The organism is Arthrobacter sp. (assembly GCF_048266065.1).
In the GTDB taxonomy this organism is placed as follows: Bacteria; Actinomycetota; Actinomycetes; order Actinomycetales; family Micrococcaceae; genus Arthrobacter_H.
Window position 1 is genome coordinate 39,193 of the sequence record NZ_JBLXAH010000009.1, and the last position, 15,921, is coordinate 55,113.

Consider the following 15,921-nt stretch of genomic DNA (forward strand, 5'->3'; position numbering starts at 1 on the left):
AGGGAGAAAGAACATGAGTCAGGCAAGGGAAGTCACCGACAGTTCCTTCCAAGCGGACGTGCTGGATTCGACCAAACCCGTCATCGTGGATTTCTGGGCGGAATGGTGCGGCCCCTGCCGCATGCTTTCGCCGATCCTCGATCAGATTGCCGCGGAGCATTCTGAAAAGGTCGAGGTGGTGAAGGTCAACGTCGACGAGAACCCGGCAATTGCCGCCAAATATGGCATCACCAGCATTCCCGCTGTCTATGTCTTCGAAAAGGGCGAGCACGTTGCCAGCTCCATTGGAGCAAAGCCCAAGCAGGCGTTGGAGCAGGAGTTCGCGGCGTACCTGTAATCAATCCTTGTGGCCCGTGAATGCGGGCCCACACCCTCCCCGGAGGACAAGGGGCTGCCACCGACAAGAACGTCGGTGGCAGCCCCATTTTTGACTTCAATGGGTACGACCAGATGGTGCACGGCGTGGGGGACACCGAAAGTTGCCGTTGAACCCCGCTGGGAAATCCAGGATCGAAGCGTTGAAGGGCACATCGCCCTCGGTCCAACGGCCTGCCCCGATCAGCCACTGAGGAGCCCAACGTTGATACGACTGGCCGGCGTACGCATGAATATCCTAATACAATTGAAATTGCTTGTATTGCAAGGCATCCAATTGATTCCACATGAGGTCCTCGTGCAAACCTCGGACCGGTTCCCCTCCGACCACTTGGCGTGCAAGTCCAAGAGGCAAAATATTCGTCCGGGGTCCGCGGACGAACCGGCAGCTCGTCGATGCCACCTGCCGGATCTGTAGCGGCCAGCGAATCCAGAATGGACTCGTGTAGACCTCGAGGCCGATTGGAAGTGCTCGCCTCACGCTCCTCTCCGCGGAGCGATCCGAACGCCAGAATTGCCGTCCTCTCCTGGCCGCAATGGGGACCCCATGGCATTGTCAGTCATTGTGCTGGCACGTCCTTTTGGAGTCGCCTATATGCGCTCCGGGCCGTCATCTCGAGTCTTCAATTTGATGTCGCACGCTAAAGAACGTTTCACGTGGAACGAAGAATTTAACTCGCTTTCTTCAGGTCGCTACCGCGCGGCAGCGGCACACATGGTTGCTGCGGATCGTGACGGCCTTGGGGATCAAGTGTCAGTCCAAGAATGTGGGCTGGTCGAATTGCGACGACCACGTCACGTTCCATCCTCTGGTTCCGAAGGCTTCTCTGAAGGCCAACGGCACAGCACGGGCGCAATCCTCGCAAGCTGAGCAGTTTTGCAGTGTCAAGAAGACGATGACCGCATAGACGCATGCGGGGTCCATGTTTCATGTGAAACATGGACCCCGCATTAGCCGGCTCTACTGTGGGGCACCGGGCGAGATGACCCCCATGATTCGATTCAAGTCCTCTACACTGCCAAACTCAATGCTGACTCGCCCCTTTTTGGCACCAAGAGTGATCTTTACGTTTGTATCCAATTGGTCAGAGAGAGAATTCGCCAAATAGTCCAGGCGTTCGTGGCGGGCGGTTGCACGCGGCTTCTTATCGCGGGTGGGCCGTCTAAGCCCATCGTTCATCGAGACAATCTCCTCCGTTGCTCGAACGGATAGGCCCTCATTGACCACACGCTGCGCGAGCTTCTCCATCTCCGCCACATCCGCCAATCCCAGTAGAGCTCGAGCGTGACCGGAGGACAAGACGCCGGCCGCCACGCGCCGTTGAACCAAAGCTGGCAGCTTCATCAGTCGAATGGTATTGGAGATCTGTGGTCGCGAACGGCCAATACGCGCAGACAGCTCCTCCTGTGTGCAGTCAAATTCTTGCATGAGCTGCTGATAGGCCGCTGCTTCCTCCAGTGGATTCAGTTGCGAACGATGAAGATTCTCGAGGAGAGCGTCGCGAAGAAGGTCCGTATTGGGAGTATCCCGAATAATCGCTGGAATGGTGGGGAGGTTGGCGGCCTGGACCGCACGCCACCGCCGCTCACCCATGACGAGTTCAAATTCCTCGCCGTCTTCCTCCTCCGATGGCCGCACCACGATGGGCTGCAGCAATCCCACCTCACGAATCGAGTGCACCAGTTCAGCCATATCGTCTTCATCGAAGACGTTTCGAGGCTGTTTGCGGTTCGGGTGAATATTGTCCACCGAGATCTCAGCGAACCTGGCGCCGGGGACCGACACCAGCGTTTCACGTGAAACCTCGTCTTCTGTCGACGAACTGCTGGCAGAGTCCTCGCGAGCTTCCGGTACATCGATACTCTTGCCTGACAATTCGACTGGAGAAGCCGAGGAAGCGGGCTTGGGATCATCTCCAGCGCCATCTTTGGCCTGCATAACTTGGCCAAGGACGTCCGGCACAGCGACGCGGCGGTTTCGGGCCCCCGACGACTGGCGTTGCTTTGCTGCTGAGGGAGCAGCCACCTCGCCTGCCTCCTTCTCGGAGGCCCCGGGGGTAAAGAACATGTCCACCGGACGCGACTTGCGAGACGCGCTCTTCCCCGTTGACTTCGTCTGCTGCCGCGGCTTCGGGTTTTCGAGGCCTTTCCCCGTACTCGATGAAGTGTTTAGACCCGAACCCCCACGTTGAGACTGATCAGACAACTTCGCCTTTGAAGCTCCGGCTGGTCGATTCTGTTCTGTTTCACGTGGAACATCGTCATTCGAGAGAGGCGAACTCTGTTCCTCGTCAACCTGCTGTGGCGCCTCACGCAGGTCAGGGTCCGAACGAGATGCACCGGTTTCGCTAACGCTCTCCGCGCGGACTCCCTCTTCGCCCTCCGTGGATGGGGTCCCAGAGATCAAGGCCCCGAGACCTCTCCCCAAACCGCGCCGCTTCTCCGCCATCTCAGATCCTCTCGCCTACACGAATACGCCTCTTTCGGCGTTGGTTGCTCAGATACGAGTCTACTTGGAACTCACGGCAATAAGTTGAGCGCTTACCCGCGCTCCGCGATTTCTGCAGCGGCCTCCAGATAGGACAAGGCCCCTGTTGAGCTGGGGTCATACGTGACCACCGTCTGCTGGTAGCTGGGCGCTTCTGAAATGCGCACACTGCGAGGTATCAAGGCATTGAGGACCTGGTGAGGGAAGTGCTCCCTGACTTCCTCCGCCACCTGTGACGCCAAGTTCGTGCGTCCGTCATACATGGTGAGAAGTATTGTTGAAACAACCAAATCAGCGTTCAAGTGCTTCTGTATGAGCTCAATATTGCTCAGAAGCTGGCTGAGACCTTCCAATGCGTAGTACTCACACTGGATGGGGATCAGTACCTCGCGGGCAGCTACGAAGGCATTTACAGTGAGTAGCCCAAGGCTTGGCGGACAGTCCACGAAGACGTAGTCGAGGCGATCAAGCCCCTTCTCTTCCCTGTCCCGTCCGTAGACCTCCAGGGCCCGGCGTAGCCGCTGTTCACGCGCTACTAATGAAACGAGTTCAATCTCGGCGCCAGCCAAGTGTATGGTCGCCGGGGCGACCAGCAGGTTGCCAAATTGCGGACAAGGGGCAAGGACCTCAGCCAGTGGAACGTCGTTAATAAGAACATCGTAGATGCTCTCCACCTCGGCATGATGTTCAATGCCCAGCGCGGTGGAGGCGTTACCTTGCGGATCGATGTCCACCACGAGAACGTTCATGCCGGCCTTCGCAAGAGCTGCCGCGACATTCACCGTCGTCGTGGTCTTACCGACGCCGCCTTTCTGGTTGCTGACCGTCAAGAAGCGCGTTGAAGACGGCCTAGGCAATGACCTTCCATTCAACTTCTCGCGGCGCTTGTTCTCATTCGCCAACTGGCTTGCCAACGGCGTGCTCTCGTCGATGCTGTCCATCATGTCCCGAACCGGTGCCTTCGCTTCTGACTGAACTTCTTCTTGCTGCTTAATGGTGTCGTCCTCCAAAAAAGACTGGGTCTTCAAGGACCGCAACACAACGATTCCGAAGTGTTTCACGTGAAACGTGGAGATCAACCTTCACGGCTTGCAAACCGTAGAATCCTGTTTGACCAGGTCGGCAAAAGGAGACGGAAGAGAACGATCTTCTTTTCTCCGTATTCACGACCAAACACTCCTGACCATTTAGCTGGCTCCTGATGCCACCTGTACAGCCTACCGTTTAGGCGGGCCGGCCAACGCTGATGCGCACAACTGTCGTCGGCTCGTCCAAGACGCCGGCTCCGGCAGTAACAACTTCAGTGTTGCGTGAACCAAGTTTCCGGAGGATCTTGGAAGCCTTTTGAACTTCTTCAGCGGCACTACGCCCCTTGATGGCAAGCACCTGGCCCTCACCATGCAACAGCGGAATGGTCAGGCGCGCCAGGTTGCTCAGTGCAGAAACTGCTCGGGCAGTTACCACGTCAGCTTTGACGTGCTCGATAGCCTGTTCTGCACGAGACCGGTAGACGGTAACGTTGTCGAGGTCGAGATCCTCGACGACTTCATTGAGCCAAATGCAACGCCGCTCCAGCGGCTCGATCAGAGTCAGTGTCAGGTCGGGTCGGGCAATCGCAAAAGTCAACCCCGGAAGCCCGGCTCCGCTTCCCACGTCCGCAACTTCAGCACCCTCGGGGATCAGATCGGCTACGACGGCGCAATTGAGCACATGTCGGCTCCAAAGCCTTGGCACCTCTCGAGGGCCGAGCAGCCCTCGTTCCATGCCCGAAGTAGCCAGGTGCTCGACATATCTGCTCGCAATCGACATGCGCGGACCGAACACGAGTTGTGCCGCCCGCATTTCACCGTCGGTCGGCAGGACTGACTGGCTCACATTGCTCCCGATTCTAGATAGTGACAGATTCGTTCCCTCATCCGCGAGGTCACGCCGAATGGGTGGAGACGACAATGTGACGCCTACCGCCTTCGCCTTCAGACTCGCTGTGCATGCCCAGATCCGCGATCGTATCGTGCACGAGTTTGCGCTCGTAGGCACTCATCGGTTCCAGCGCCACCTCGCCGCCACCATCCTTGACCTTTGCCACGGCGGATTCGGCGATCTTCTTGAGTTCTCCAGCGCGTCCGTCACGGTAGCCAGCTATGTCAAGAACGAGGCGCGAGCGGTTCCCGGTCGAAGAAAGCACAGCAAGTCGCGAGAGTTCCTGCAGCGCCTCAAGGCCTTCGCCATCCCGTCCGACGAGATCTCTCAACGCGGCATCATCACCGGTCTCGCTGACAATTGAGATGTAGGTGCGTCCGCCGCGAATTTCGATGTCAATATCCCCGTCAAGGTCGGCGATATCTAGAAGTTCTTCGAGATAGTCTGCGGCGATGTCACCCTCTTCTTCAACGCGGCTAACAGCATCGCCGGGCGACACAACGCTGGCTGGCTCCAGATCCGATGAGCCGGCCACGTCCGTGGCCATCCCATCTGCGTTTTCATTGAGGGTGCTCATCGTCTACTTCCTCTTCCTGTTCTTTCGCTGCGGCTGTACGCGCTGGCCCTTGGGTTCGATGACTTCGGGCTCCGGCACTTCCTCGTTCTTCTTATGTCCTATGGGCGGAAGCCCCTTGGCGGCACGACGTGCGTTCAGCTCGCGTTCAGCTTGCGAACCTGGAGTGGGGTTGTTGCGGATGACGTAGAACTGCTGACCCAGGGTCCACACATTTGTCGCCGTCCAGTAGATGAGGACACCAATGGGGAAGTTGATACCGCCGATGCCAAAGACGAGCGGAAGGATGTACATCATCATCTTCTGCTGCTGCATGAAGGGGCCCTCCAGGGCCTCCTTCGTCATGTTCTTGGTCATGATCTGACGCTGTGTAATGAACTGGCTAGCTGACATCGCCACGATCATCACAATCGCGGTGATGATCACCGCGATCTGCGGTGCTCCAGAATTGATCGTGCCGAGGAATGTTTCAGACAGCCCAGCACCAAAGATGGTGGACGAATCAAAGCTCCGCACGTGTTCCACGGACAAGGCACCAACGGAGTGTCCCTCCGCACTTGCCCTCGATGCGTTATTCAATACGCGGAAAAGGGCGAAGAAGAACGGCATCTGAACCAGAATCGGAAGACACGACGCCAACGGATTCGTCTTGTGCTTCTTGAATAGTTCACGCTGCTCGGCAATCATGGCCTGCTGCGAGAGCTGGTCCTTCTTGCCCTTGTACTTGGCCTGGAGCTTTCGAAGGTCCGGCTGCAGGACCTGCATGGCCCGCTGGGCCTTGATCTGCTTAACAAACACCGGAATGAGCGCCGTACGAATCAGCAACACGAGGAAGATGATGGACAACGTCCAAGTCCATCCCGAATCCGGGTTCATACCCAAGAAGGTGAAGACTGCGTGGAACGCCCGAAGGATCCACGAGACTACCTGGGTGAAAGGCCACAGGATGGTGTCTAGGAAGTTCATTACCGGTTATGCTCCTCGTGCCACGTCTGCGGCATCGTCGTCGGCGGGAATCGGCGGGTGATTCATCACCATGATCTTGGGGGTCCTGTCTGCTGGCCAAATCCTTCGCCCAGCAGGTACATGGTCGATACCGCCATGGCTCCATGGGTTACAGCGCAGCACCCTCCAGGCGGCAAGCCCACTGCCTTTGAGGGCACCATGCACTGTCACTGCTTCAAGCCCATATGCCGAGCAGCTTGGAAAGTACCGGCAGACGTCACCATATAAGGGAGAAATTCCCTTTCGATATCCCATGATCAACATGATCAGCAGGTTTCGCGGGATGTCGAGAACCCAGTGCGCCAAGCGATGACCCGGCTTCGCCTCACCCATCGCTCGTTCCTTTCCTCGCGCCCGCTGAGCTTCTCCTGGCAGCCTGCCGACGGGCAGATTCAAGGGCGCTACGGGCCTCCGCTGACAATTCAGACCAGGACGCATGCGCAGAGGCCGGAAGTGCCCTCATCACAATGTCGTAGCCGACGTCTTGCGCCGGCGACTCGGCTGCTACAGCTCTCAGTCTCCGTTTAACGAGGTTCCTGGTTACTGCGTTCCCAACTGCCTTGGAAACTATGAATCCGTACCTGGAAGGGACGGATTGCTGTGTTTCAGGATGAGTTAGGGCATATAGCACGACGTTCCGGCGCCCAGAACGGGCACCGGAACGAACGGTGACGGAGAACCCCGCAGGGGACCGGAGACGATGTTTCTTAGGCAACATGATCAACGCCCGGCAATGCCGGAATCCTTGGTCACGTCAACAACGCGCGGTTCGCGGGATTTGCTCGGTGCTATGCAGACAGCTCGGTACGGCCCTTGGACCGGCGAGCTGAAAGGATGGCGCGACCAGCACGGGTGCGCATACGAAGACGGAAGCCGTGCTTCTTGGCACGACGGCGGTTATTCGGCTGAAAAGTCCGCTTGCTCACAGTAGTAACTCCAAGACGATCAAAGGATGCGCCTTAACCCGTTGCTACAAGGGGGAAGAACAGGCTGACGCTCGTATTTCATGTGGCGCCTTGGGAAAACCGACTGGCAAGTCGCTTGGCGACACCGTTCGCGGGATCCAAGACACACACATAGGACTAAACAACGATAGGTGACGCACGGTAGGCAGGTCAAACCGGCCCACTGCCGACTGACGGGAAACTACCGACCGCAGGGTGTGAACAACTCGCTGACTATTAATCCACAGTTGTGGACAAGGCGCAAGGACCGATCTCGTCTCGGAATGCCCCTCAGTCGCCTCGAGGCCGCTCCCCACAACTGATTACAACGATTTCAGACCGGATCACCACCGCTTCCACCCATATCCAGGTTATCCACGGACTGTGAATAAGGCTGTGGATGAAGGCTAGAATCAATAGTCGTTGGTCTCTTTCATGCGGCACCGGCCAACGGACTTTGTCGCCAGACGATGAGACCTCGAAGGGGGAGTCGGTAGTGAGCACGGACGAATCGAACAGTGTCGGAAGCGCTTGGCGGCAAGTGGTTCGCATACTCGAGCAGGATGACCGGGTTACGCCGCGTCAGCGTGGCTTTGTGGTGCTAGCCCGTCCCCTTGGACTCATCGGGACAACGTTGCTATTAGCGGTGCCCAACGAGCTCACTCGAGAAGTACTGCAGACACAACTCAAACATTCCCTCGATGCGGCTCTTCGTCAGGTTTTTCAGGACGACATCCTTTGCGCTTTCAGCATCGATGCCGACTTGGTTCCCACAGCCGAATCGGAACCAGCCCAACCGGAGCCGGCTCCGATCCCGAAGGAACGGATCAGCGACAATCGTCCACAGCCCTCTCCGCCGTCAAACTCCCAGGAGTTCGGACGCCTGAACCCCAAGTACATCTTCGACACTTTTGTGATCGGATCATCGAACCGATTCGCCCATGCTGCAGCCGTTGCCGTAGCAGAGGCACCCGCCAAGGCATATAACCCATTGTTCATATATGGAGATTCCGGGCTGGGGAAAACACACCTCCTACACGCAATCGGCCACTATGCCCGCCATCTCTACAACGGAATTCGCGTCAGGTACGTGAATTCCGAGGAGTTCACCAACGACTTCATCAACTCAATCCGAGACGACGAAGGTGCCAGCTTCAAGCAGACATACCGGAACGTGGATATCCTCCTGATCGACGATATCCAGTTCCTTGCGAACAAAGACGCGACGCAGGAAGAGTTCTTCCATACGTTCAATGCCCTGCACAATCACAATAAGCAGGTGGTCATCACCTCTGATCTTCCACCCAAGCAGTTGGCTGGCTTTGAAGACCGGATGCGCTCGCGCTTTGAATGGGGTCTGCTCACTGATATCCAGCCTCCCGAGTTGGAAACCCGCATTGCCATCCTGCGAAAAAAGGCCACTGCAGAGGGTCTTTCCGCTCCGGACGACGTCATGGAGTACATCGCTTCCAAGATCTCCACCAACATCCGCGAACTCGAAGGCGCGCTCATCCGTGTCACGGCCTTCGCGTCCCTGAACAACCAAACCGTGGATCTCACGTTGGCCGAACAAGTGCTCAAGGACCTGATTACTGACGAAGGTGCCCAAGAGATCACCCCGGCGGCGATCATCGCCCAAACTGCGGACTACTTCAATCTGAGCATCGAAGAGCTGAACAGCAAGTCCAGAACACGGACGCTTGTGACTGCACGGCAGATCGCCATGTACCTTCTCCGCGAACTCACGGACATGTCTCTTCCCAAGATCGGTGCCGAACTTGGAGGACGCGACCACACCACTGTCATTCACGCAGACAGGAAAATCCGCGAACTCATGGCTGAACGCCGAGCCATTTTCAATCAGGTGACTGAGCTCACCAACCGAATAAAGCAGCAGCAACGAGAAGGCTAAATGCCCGGAATCGCGGCGATATGCACGCTTGTGGATAAGTTTGTGGATAGTTAAGTGGACGATGCGAGATACCTGCGGATAACTCCGCCACCCCCTGTGGATCCCTGAAATGCCAACAAAACTTGTCCACCGGCCTGTGGGAGTTCACCGGGACCGCGCCCACAGGTTGTGAACACCCCAAAACCCCGGAATTGAATCACCAAACACAGTTATCCACAGTATCCACAGGAGTTATTAACACTACGAATCCCAATTTCTAGAAGATTCCAGATAACAAGTTCCCCAGCCGAATCCGGCCCTGCACGACAAGAGCCCAAAGATCGATCAGGTATGCCCCGCTTCAGCAGTCGGGCTAAGCTTGCACCGGAAAGTTGTCACCCGAAGCTGTGAAAGGCGGACCACCACGTGAAGTTCAGTGTCGAAAGGGACGTCCTGGCAGATGCCGTGTCCTGGACCGCCCGTTCGCTGTCACAGCGTCCGCCCTCGCCCGTCCTCTCGGGAATCCTGATTACAGCGGGCGACTCAGTCGTTTCTCTTGCAGGATTCGACTACGAGATCTCCGCACATCTCGAGATCGCCGCGGACGTCACGACCCCGGGAACCATCCTTGTCTCGGGCAAGCTACTAGCCGAGATCTGCCGTAGTCTTCCCCAAGCGAACGTGATCATCGAGACTGAATCCTCCAAAGTCACTGTCACTTGCGGACGAAGCCGTTTCCATTTAGCGACAATGCCCGTGGCCGACTACCCCGACCTGCCGGTTCTTCCGGAAATCGCCGGCACTGTCGATGGGGGCGCGTTCTCAGAAGCCGTCAACCAGGTCATTGTTGCTGCGTCCAAAGATGACACCCTGCCCATCCTTACCGGCGTGAAAATGGAGATCGAAGACGATCTGATCACGTTCCTTGCGACCGATCGCTACCGCCTTGCCATGCGAGAAGTGCATTGGAAGCCAAGTACGCCGGGCATCTCCACCTCCGCCCTGGTCAAGGCCAAGACACTGAGTGAAGTAGCGAAGACTTTGGGCGGGGCCGGCGAGCTGAAAATCGCCCTTGGCGACGATAGCGATCTAATCGGCTTCGAAAGTGGAAGCCGACGGACGACATCGCTTCTCGTAGACGGCGATTACCCCAAAATTCGTTCTCTGTTCCCGGAGAACACTCCCATCCATGCAACCGTACGGACCCATGAACTGGTGGAGGCCGTGCGACGAGTGGCGGTGGTCGCAGAACGAAACACACCGGTACGGTTGACGTTCACCGATTCCCAGTTGGCACTTGATGCAGGCACTGGTGAGGACGCCCAAGCCGAAGAAGCCATTGAAGCCCAGCTGGACGGAGAGGACATCACCGTCGCGTTCAACCCCGCGTACCTCTCCGAAGGGTTGAACGCCTTCAGCAGCGATTTCGTGCGCTTTTCTTTCACCACGGCACCCAAACCCGCGATGATGACCGCGCAGAAGGCCCTTGAAGGAAACGACGAGGACGATTATCGATACCTGGTTATGCCTGTCCGCTTGCCCAACTGACAAGCGGCAAGGGGTACCGGTCGCGACTACAGTAGGAGGATTCCATGCACATCGGACTAATTGGCTTGGGCAAGATGGGATCCAACATGCGTGCCAGGCTGCGACAGGGCGGGATCGATGTCACCGGTTATGACCGCAACCCTGATGTCTCCGATGTCGGATCTGTCGACGAGCTCCTGCGCGAGCTTCCCGAACGCAAAATAGTCTGGATCATGGTTCCTGCCGGACCCATAACTGACGCTGTCGTGTCCGAGCTCGCTGGAAAACTGGAGCGCGGGGACATCGTGATCGACGGAGGAAACACCCGATTCAGCGACGACATCCGTCATGGCACGGATCTGGCAAAAAGCGGCATCCGCTTCGTTGACTGCGGGGTATCAGGCGGGGTCTGGGGGTTGGAAAACGGCTATGGGCTCATGGCCGGTGGCGCAGAAGCGGATATCGAGGAGCTGCTTCCCGTTTTTGATGCCCTTCGTCCCGAAGGCGACCGTGAGCAGAGTTTCGTCCATGTAGGCGAAATCGGTGCAGGACACTATGCCAAGATGGTTCACAACGGCATCGAATATGGAATCATGCAGGCGTTCGCGGAGGGGTACGAATTACTCACCGCCAAGGACATCATCAAAGATGTTCCTGGAACTTTCGGCGCGTGGCAGGAAGGGACTGTCATCAGGTCCTGGTTGCTCGACCTCTTGGTGAAAGCGCTTGAAGAGGATCCGGAGTTGAGTGACATCGCTGGGTATGTCGACGATTCCGGTGAAGGCCGGTGGACCGTGGAAGAAGCGATTGCGAATGCGGTCCCTGCTCCGGCTATCACCGCTTCGGTCTTTGCGCGCTTCGCCTCACGCCAAGACGACTCGCCGGCCATGAAGATGGTCGCTGCCCTTCGCAACCAGTTCGGCGGGCATGCGGTGCATCGGCCAGGGAAATAGCTAGGACCCTCAGCAGTTGTACATATCGCATGTATCTCTGACGGACTTTCGATCCTATCGACAGGTAGATCTCGAGTTGGGACCGGGGACGACTGTCTTCGCCGGCCCCAACGGCGTCGGCAAAACGAATATTGCAGAGGCCCTGGGATACCTTGCCTCGTTGTCTTCCCATCGCGTTTCCACTGACGGTCCGCTCATCCACTTCGGCTCCGAACAAGCCCTGGTCAGGGCACGCGTCCACCGTGCCCAACAGGCGGTGGGTCTTGAGCTCGAGATCACCGCGGGGAAGGGAAATCGAGCCAGGATCAACCGGGCGAACCCCGTGAGGGCCCGCGAAATTCTGGGAATAGTCCGAACTGTCCTCTTTGCGCCGGAGGACCTGGCTCTCGTCAAGGGCGACCCATCCGAACGACGACGCTATCTTGACGATGTCCTGGTCGCGTTGCACCCGCACCATGCCGCAACCAGAACCGATTACGACAGGGTTCTCAAACAACGCAATGCCCTATTAAAGTCTGCTCGAGCAGCCGGTCGGCTATCCGCGTCCCACGAGGCGACCCTGGCCGTCTGGGATGAGCACCTTGCGGCAGCGGGTTCAAAGTTGCTTCTCGGTCGGCTGGAGGTCCTGGGCGCTCTGGAGGGCCATATCGCCGATGCCTATGAAGGCCTGACCGATGGCTCGAAGCCAGCCACTTCCACGTACATTTCGACAATTGGCGGTGTAACCGAAGATGACGTGGAACCGGCAGCCCCGGGCCACGTCGATGCGTCATCGGTGCGCAGCCGCCTGCTGGACTTTGACGCGAAGGGACTGCACGAAGCCTTTTTGGAAGCACTGGCTGCGCAGAGGAAGAAAGAACTTGAACGCGGCCTAACACTTGTCGGACCCCATCGTGATGATCTGGTGCTCGGACTCGGAACCGCCCCGGCGAAAGGATATGCATCCCACGGCGAGACATGGTCGCTGGCCCTGTCACTACGCCTGGCGGTATACCGGGCCCTGTGTCAAGACGATTCACGTCCCGGTGCGAAGCCGATCCTCATCCTCGACGACGTATTTGCTGAACTTGATGTCTCTCGTCGACGAAAACTAGCAGCGGTTGTGGCGGATGCAGAACAGATCATTGTTACTGCGGCAGTCGTCGAAGACGTTCCCAACGAGCTCAATGGGAGGATCCTCACCGTCGGCCCCGGAACGGTGTCAGAATGATCAGCGGCCCAACCAACCCCAACGAGGGTTCCGATGAGTTCGACGCCGCCAGGGCCATGCTGAATCGGATGCGACAGTCCGCCATTGCCCGTGGCGAGGTCCGGATAGATGCGGCCAGGGCGCGGCGTGCAGGCGAACGAAGCGCCCAGATCAGAGAACAACGGCGTCGCTCCTCGAACGGGCCAGCCTACGACGATGGTCGGGACCCACAAGGCATAGGAACTGTCTTTGGACGCATGGTCCGGGATCGGGGGTGGACATCGCCTGTGGCAGTGGGCTCGGTCATGTCCCGATGGGCCGAATTGGTGGGCCCGCAGATCAGCGCCCATTGCGTGGCGGAGAGCTTCGATGACACTACTGTCGTCGTGCGGTGTGATTCCACAGCCTGGGCCACCCAGGTGCGTCTGCTGAGCCATAGCTTGCTCAAGACCTTCGACGAAAAGCTTGGCTCCGGCGTGGTCACCACAATCCAGGTCTTGGGGCCTTCGGCGCCCAGCTGGAAGAAAGGTCCGCGTCGGGTAGCTGGCCGAGGTCCGCGAGACACGTACGGGTAAGGTCCTCCCAAGATGATGACGACCTGCATTTGATGTCGATGGCGCACGGAGGGGTGTTGGCTCCGTGAAAGTTACTGGCAGGGAACCGGCTACAGGCGCTCTGCGGGGCCCAATGGCACATAGGGCCTCGGTCGGTGCCCATGTAGAGCGTTCTAGGGGGGTTATTTTGCCAATGAGGGGCAATTGTGGTCCGATGTGCCCCACCTGCCAGTTGTTAGGCGGTAGAATTGAAGGTACGGTGCCCAACCGATGAAAGCCAGGGTACCGGTTCATGGATGTCCGATCGCTGTGATCGCTGTCCGCCGAGAATGCACAAGGAGTCTGCACCGCCTGTGGATACTGAGAACCCCACCCCAGAGGAAGACAATTCCGGAGTCCCACAGGAGAGTGCTTCCGTTCAGGATTCGGCATTGATACCGGTTGCGGAGCCGGAGCCACAAGAAAAGTCGCACCGTGTGGAGCACGCCTATGGGGCCAACGACATCACAGTACTTGAGGGCCTCGAAGCCGTACGGAAACGTCCTGGCATGTACATCGGTTCCACTGGACCTCGTGGGCTGCACCACCTGGTCTACGAGGTCGTGGACAACTCCGTGGACGAGGCACTAGCCGGCTACTGCGACACCATCAGCGTGGCTCTTCAGGCAGACGGCGGCGTACGGGTTCAAGATAACGGCCGTGGCATTCCCGTGGACATACATCCGACGGAAGGAAAACCCACCGTCGAGGTCGTCATGACCATTCTGCACGCCGGCGGCAAATTCGGTGGGGGCGCCTATGCCGTCTCCGGTGGACTGCACGGAGTTGGGATCTCGGTGGTCAACGCCCTTTCCCGAAGGGTCGATACCGAGATTCGCCAGCAGGGAAATGTCTACCGCATGTCCTTCGCGGACGGCGGCAAGCCACAGACGGACCTGGTCAAGGGCGAAGCAACATCGGAAACGGGAACGACACAGACCTTCTATCCGGATCCTGAAATCTTCGACACCGTAGAATTCGATTTCGAGACCCTCCGCGCCCGGTTCCAGCAGATGGCTTTTTTGAACAAGGGCCTGCGGATCACGCTGACCGACGAACGGACCCTGGACGATTCGGCCGACGAGATCGCCGAGGATTCCAGTGAAGAACGTGCCGACGAAGCCGAGGAACCCAAGCACCGCTTCGTCGACTACTGCTATAAAGATGGCCTGCTCGACTACGTCAAATACCTGAATGCCTCCAAGAAGGTCGACTTGGTGCATCCGGATGTCATCGCTTTCGAAAGCGAGGATCCCGAACGCATGATCTCTGTCGAGATCGCCATGCAATGGACCACCGCGTACTCGGAGTCCGTGCACACGTACGCCAACACGATCAATACGCATGAGGGTGGAACCCACGAAGAGGGTTTCCGCGCCGCCATGACCTCCTTGATCAACAGGTACGCCAAGGAAAAGGGCATCCTCAAGGATAAGGACGACAACCTTACCGGTGACGACATCCGTGAGGGCCTCACCGCAGTCATTTCCATCAAGCTGGGCGAACCGCAGTTCGAGGGACAGACAAAGACCAAGCTCGGCAACTCGATGGCCAAGGGATTCGTCCAGGGGGTTGTCAACGAGGAACTTGGGGATTGGCTTGAACGAAATCCGGTCACGGCCAAGGACATCATCCGAAAGTCCCTTTTCGCGGCCCAAGCCCGTTTGGCCGCCCGGAAGGCTCGTGACAATGCGCGCCGGAAGTCGCCGTTGGAGTCCTTCGGCATGCCCGGCAAGCTTTCGGACTGCTCGTCGAAGAACCCCGCCGAGTGCGAGGTCTACATCGTGGAGGGCGATTCCGCCGGTGGTTCCGCCAAACGCGGTCGTGATCCCCGAACCCAGGCGATCCTGCCTTTGCGAGGCAAGATCCTGAACGTGGAACGAGCTCGTTTGGACAGGGCCCTGGGGAACGCAGAGGTCCAGTCCATGATCACCGCCTTCGGCACGGGGATCGGCGAGGAATTCGACCTGGCCAAACTCCGCTATCACAAGATCGTCCTCATGGCCGATGCCGACGTTGACGGCCAGCACATCACCACGTTGTTGCTCACCTTGCTCTTCCGCTACATGCGTCCACTGATTGAAAACGGCTACGTGTATCTGGCGCAGCCGCCGCTGTACCGGATCAAGTGGTCAAACTCCGCACATGACTATGTGTTCTCGGACGCCGAACGAGACGCTGCTTTGACAGCGGGTGCGGCGGCCAACAAGAGATTGCCCAAGGACAACGGAATCCAGCGTTACAAGGGCCTGGGCGAAATGGACTATTCGGAGTTGTGGGATACCACCATGGATCCGGACCGTCGCACCCTGCGCCAGATCACGATGGAGGACGCTGCTGCAGCCGATCAGATCTTTGCGGTGCTCATGGGCGAGGACGTTGAGTCCCGCAGGAACTTCATCCAGCAGAACGCCAAGGATGTGCGATTCCTCGATATCTGAGTGAGACCGCACCTTTCGTTC

At 58.0% G+C, this 15,921-nt stretch carries 16 protein-coding genes; 8 read left to right on the forward strand and 8 right to left on the reverse strand.

Annotated features, from left to right (window positions below; genetic code table 11):
* Nucleotides 1–13: 13 nt before the first annotated feature.
* Both trxA and ACN0TP_RS14635 read left to right on the forward strand, forming a co-directional pair.
* On the forward strand, nt 14–337 hold the full coding sequence (gene trxA / locus ACN0TP_RS14630; protein WP_417220106.1) for a thioredoxin: 324 nt from the start codon (nt 14–16) through the stop codon (nt 335–337).
* A gap of 585 nt (nt 338–922) precedes the next feature.
* A complete protein-coding gene (locus tag ACN0TP_RS14635; RefSeq protein ID WP_417220107.1) occupies nt 923–1,246 on the forward strand; it encodes a hypothetical protein in 324 nt (107 codons plus the stop codon).
* A gap of 90 nt (nt 1,247–1,336) precedes the next feature.
* On the opposite strand, the gene ACN0TP_RS14640 is transcribed toward ACN0TP_RS14635, so the two are convergent.
* From ACN0TP_RS14640 to rpmH, 8 genes are all read right to left on the reverse strand, one after another.
* Nucleotides 1,337–2,443 carry a ParB/RepB/Spo0J family partition protein gene (locus tag ACN0TP_RS14640; protein WP_417220273.1) on the reverse strand — a complete coding sequence of 369 codons (1,107 nt, stop codon included), beginning with the start codon at nt 2,441–2,443 and terminating at the stop codon, nt 1,337–1,339.
* 473 nt (nt 2,444–2,916) lie between these two features.
* Complete coding sequence (locus ACN0TP_RS14645) at nt 2,917–3,858, reverse strand: ParA family protein (RefSeq protein ID WP_417220275.1); 942 nt, start codon at nt 3,856–3,858, stop codon at nt 2,917–2,919.
* Nucleotides 3,859–4,087: 229 nt separating this feature from the next.
* On the reverse strand, nt 4,088–4,705 hold the full coding sequence (rsmG, locus tag ACN0TP_RS14650; RefSeq protein ID WP_417220276.1) for a 16S rRNA (guanine(527)-N(7))-methyltransferase RsmG: 618 nt from the start codon (nt 4,703–4,705) through the stop codon (nt 4,088–4,090).
* An 82-nt stretch (nt 4,706–4,787) separates the two neighbouring features.
* Nucleotides 4,788–5,330 carry a protein jag gene (locus tag ACN0TP_RS14655; protein WP_417220278.1) on the reverse strand — a complete coding sequence of 181 codons (543 nt, stop codon included), beginning with the start codon at nt 5,328–5,330 and terminating at the stop codon, nt 4,788–4,790.
* A gap of 33 nt (nt 5,331–5,363) precedes the next feature.
* Nucleotides 5,364–6,323: a membrane protein insertase YidC gene (gene yidC / locus ACN0TP_RS14660; RefSeq protein ID WP_417220109.1), complete on the reverse strand. Its 960-nt coding sequence runs from the start codon at nt 6,321–6,323 to the stop codon at nt 5,364–5,366.
* Between the two features lie 6 nt (nt 6,324–6,329).
* Complete coding sequence (yidD, locus tag ACN0TP_RS14665) at nt 6,330–6,800, reverse strand: membrane protein insertion efficiency factor YidD (protein WP_417220111.1); 471 nt, start codon at nt 6,798–6,800, stop codon at nt 6,330–6,332.
* Complete coding sequence (rnpA, locus tag ACN0TP_RS14670) at nt 6,688–7,080, reverse strand: ribonuclease P protein component (protein ID WP_417220113.1); 393 nt, start codon at nt 7,078–7,080, stop codon at nt 6,688–6,690. The genes yidD and rnpA overlap by 113 nt, the downstream gene beginning before the upstream one ends.
* Nucleotides 7,081–7,150: 70 nt before the next feature.
* Nucleotides 7,151–7,288 carry a 50S ribosomal protein L34 gene (rpmH, locus tag ACN0TP_RS14675; protein WP_055854070.1) on the reverse strand — a complete coding sequence of 46 codons (138 nt, stop codon included), beginning with the start codon at nt 7,286–7,288 and terminating at the stop codon, nt 7,151–7,153.
* Between the two features lie 514 nt (nt 7,289–7,802).
* Between rpmH and dnaA the strand changes: the two genes are divergently transcribed.
* The 6 genes from dnaA (at nt 7,803) to gyrB (ending at nt 15,900) form a co-directional block, all read left to right on the forward strand.
* The gene (gene dnaA, locus ACN0TP_RS14680; protein ID WP_417220115.1) at nt 7,803–9,218 is read left to right on the forward strand and encodes a chromosomal replication initiator protein DnaA; all 1,416 of its coding nucleotides are present in this window, start codon (nt 7,803–7,805) and stop codon (nt 9,216–9,218) included.
* Nucleotides 9,219–9,623: 405 nt separating this feature from the next.
* The gene (gene dnaN, locus ACN0TP_RS14685; protein WP_417220117.1) at nt 9,624–10,745 is read left to right on the forward strand and encodes a DNA polymerase III subunit beta; all 1,122 of its coding nucleotides are present in this window, start codon (nt 9,624–9,626) and stop codon (nt 10,743–10,745) included.
* Nucleotides 10,746–10,789: 44 nt separating this feature from the next.
* The gene (gene gnd, locus ACN0TP_RS14690; RefSeq protein WP_417220119.1) at nt 10,790–11,677 is read left to right on the forward strand and encodes a phosphogluconate dehydrogenase (NAD(+)-dependent, decarboxylating); all 888 of its coding nucleotides are present in this window, start codon (nt 10,790–10,792) and stop codon (nt 11,675–11,677) included.
* A 16-nt stretch (nt 11,678–11,693) separates the two neighbouring features.
* Nucleotides 11,694–12,887 (forward strand): DNA replication/repair protein RecF, encoded by a 1,194-nt coding sequence (gene recF, locus ACN0TP_RS14695; RefSeq protein ID WP_417220121.1) that lies wholly within the window; start codon nt 11,694–11,696, stop codon nt 12,885–12,887.
* A complete protein-coding gene (locus ACN0TP_RS14700; protein WP_417220123.1) occupies nt 12,884–13,441 on the forward strand; it encodes a DUF721 domain-containing protein in 558 nt (185 codons plus the stop codon). Before recF ends, ACN0TP_RS14700 begins: the two co-directional genes overlap by 4 nt.
* A gap of 308 nt (nt 13,442–13,749) precedes the next feature.
* Nucleotides 13,750–15,900: a DNA topoisomerase (ATP-hydrolyzing) subunit B gene (gyrB, locus tag ACN0TP_RS14705; RefSeq protein WP_417220125.1), complete on the forward strand. Its 2,151-nt coding sequence runs from the start codon at nt 13,750–13,752 to the stop codon at nt 15,898–15,900.
* The last annotated feature ends 21 nt before the right edge of the window (nt 15,901–15,921 follow it).

Bases quoted from the DNA above. Each gene is read 5' to 3' on its own strand.
- rnpA (WP_417220113.1), bottom strand. From the start codon at position 7,080: ATGTTGCCTAAGAAACATCGTCTCCGGTCCCCTGCGGGGTTCTCCGTC.
- yidC (WP_417220109.1), bottom strand. From the start codon at position 6,323: ATGAACTTCCTAGACACCATCCTGTGGCCTTTCACCCAGGTAGTCTCG.
- ACN0TP_RS14635 (WP_417220107.1), top strand. From the start codon at position 923: ATGGCATTGTCAGTCATTGTGCTGGCACGTCCTTTTGGAGTCGCCTAT.
- rsmG (WP_417220276.1), bottom strand. From the start codon at position 4,705: ATGCGGGCGGCACAACTCGTGTTCGGTCCGCGCATGTCGATTGCGAGC.
- yidD (WP_417220111.1), bottom strand. From the start codon at position 6,800: ATGCGTCCTGGTCTGAATTGTCAGCGGAGGCCCGTAGCGCCCTTGAAT.
- ACN0TP_RS14655 (WP_417220278.1), bottom strand. From the start codon at position 5,330: ATGGCCACGGACGTGGCCGGCTCATCGGATCTGGAGCCAGCCAGCGTT.
- ACN0TP_RS14700 (WP_417220123.1), top strand. From the start codon at position 12,884: ATGATCAGCGGCCCAACCAACCCCAACGAGGGTTCCGATGAGTTCGAC.
- gyrB (WP_417220125.1), top strand. From the start codon at position 13,750: ATGCACAAGGAGTCTGCACCGCCTGTGGATACTGAGAACCCCACCCCA.
- gnd (WP_417220119.1), top strand. From the start codon at position 10,790: ATGCACATCGGACTAATTGGCTTGGGCAAGATGGGATCCAACATGCGT.
- trxA (WP_417220106.1), top strand. From the start codon at position 14: ATGAGTCAGGCAAGGGAAGTCACCGACAGTTCCTTCCAAGCGGACGTG.
- ACN0TP_RS14640 (WP_417220273.1), bottom strand. From the start codon at position 2,443: ATGTTCTTTACCCCCGGGGCCTCCGAGAAGGAGGCAGGCGAGGTGGCT.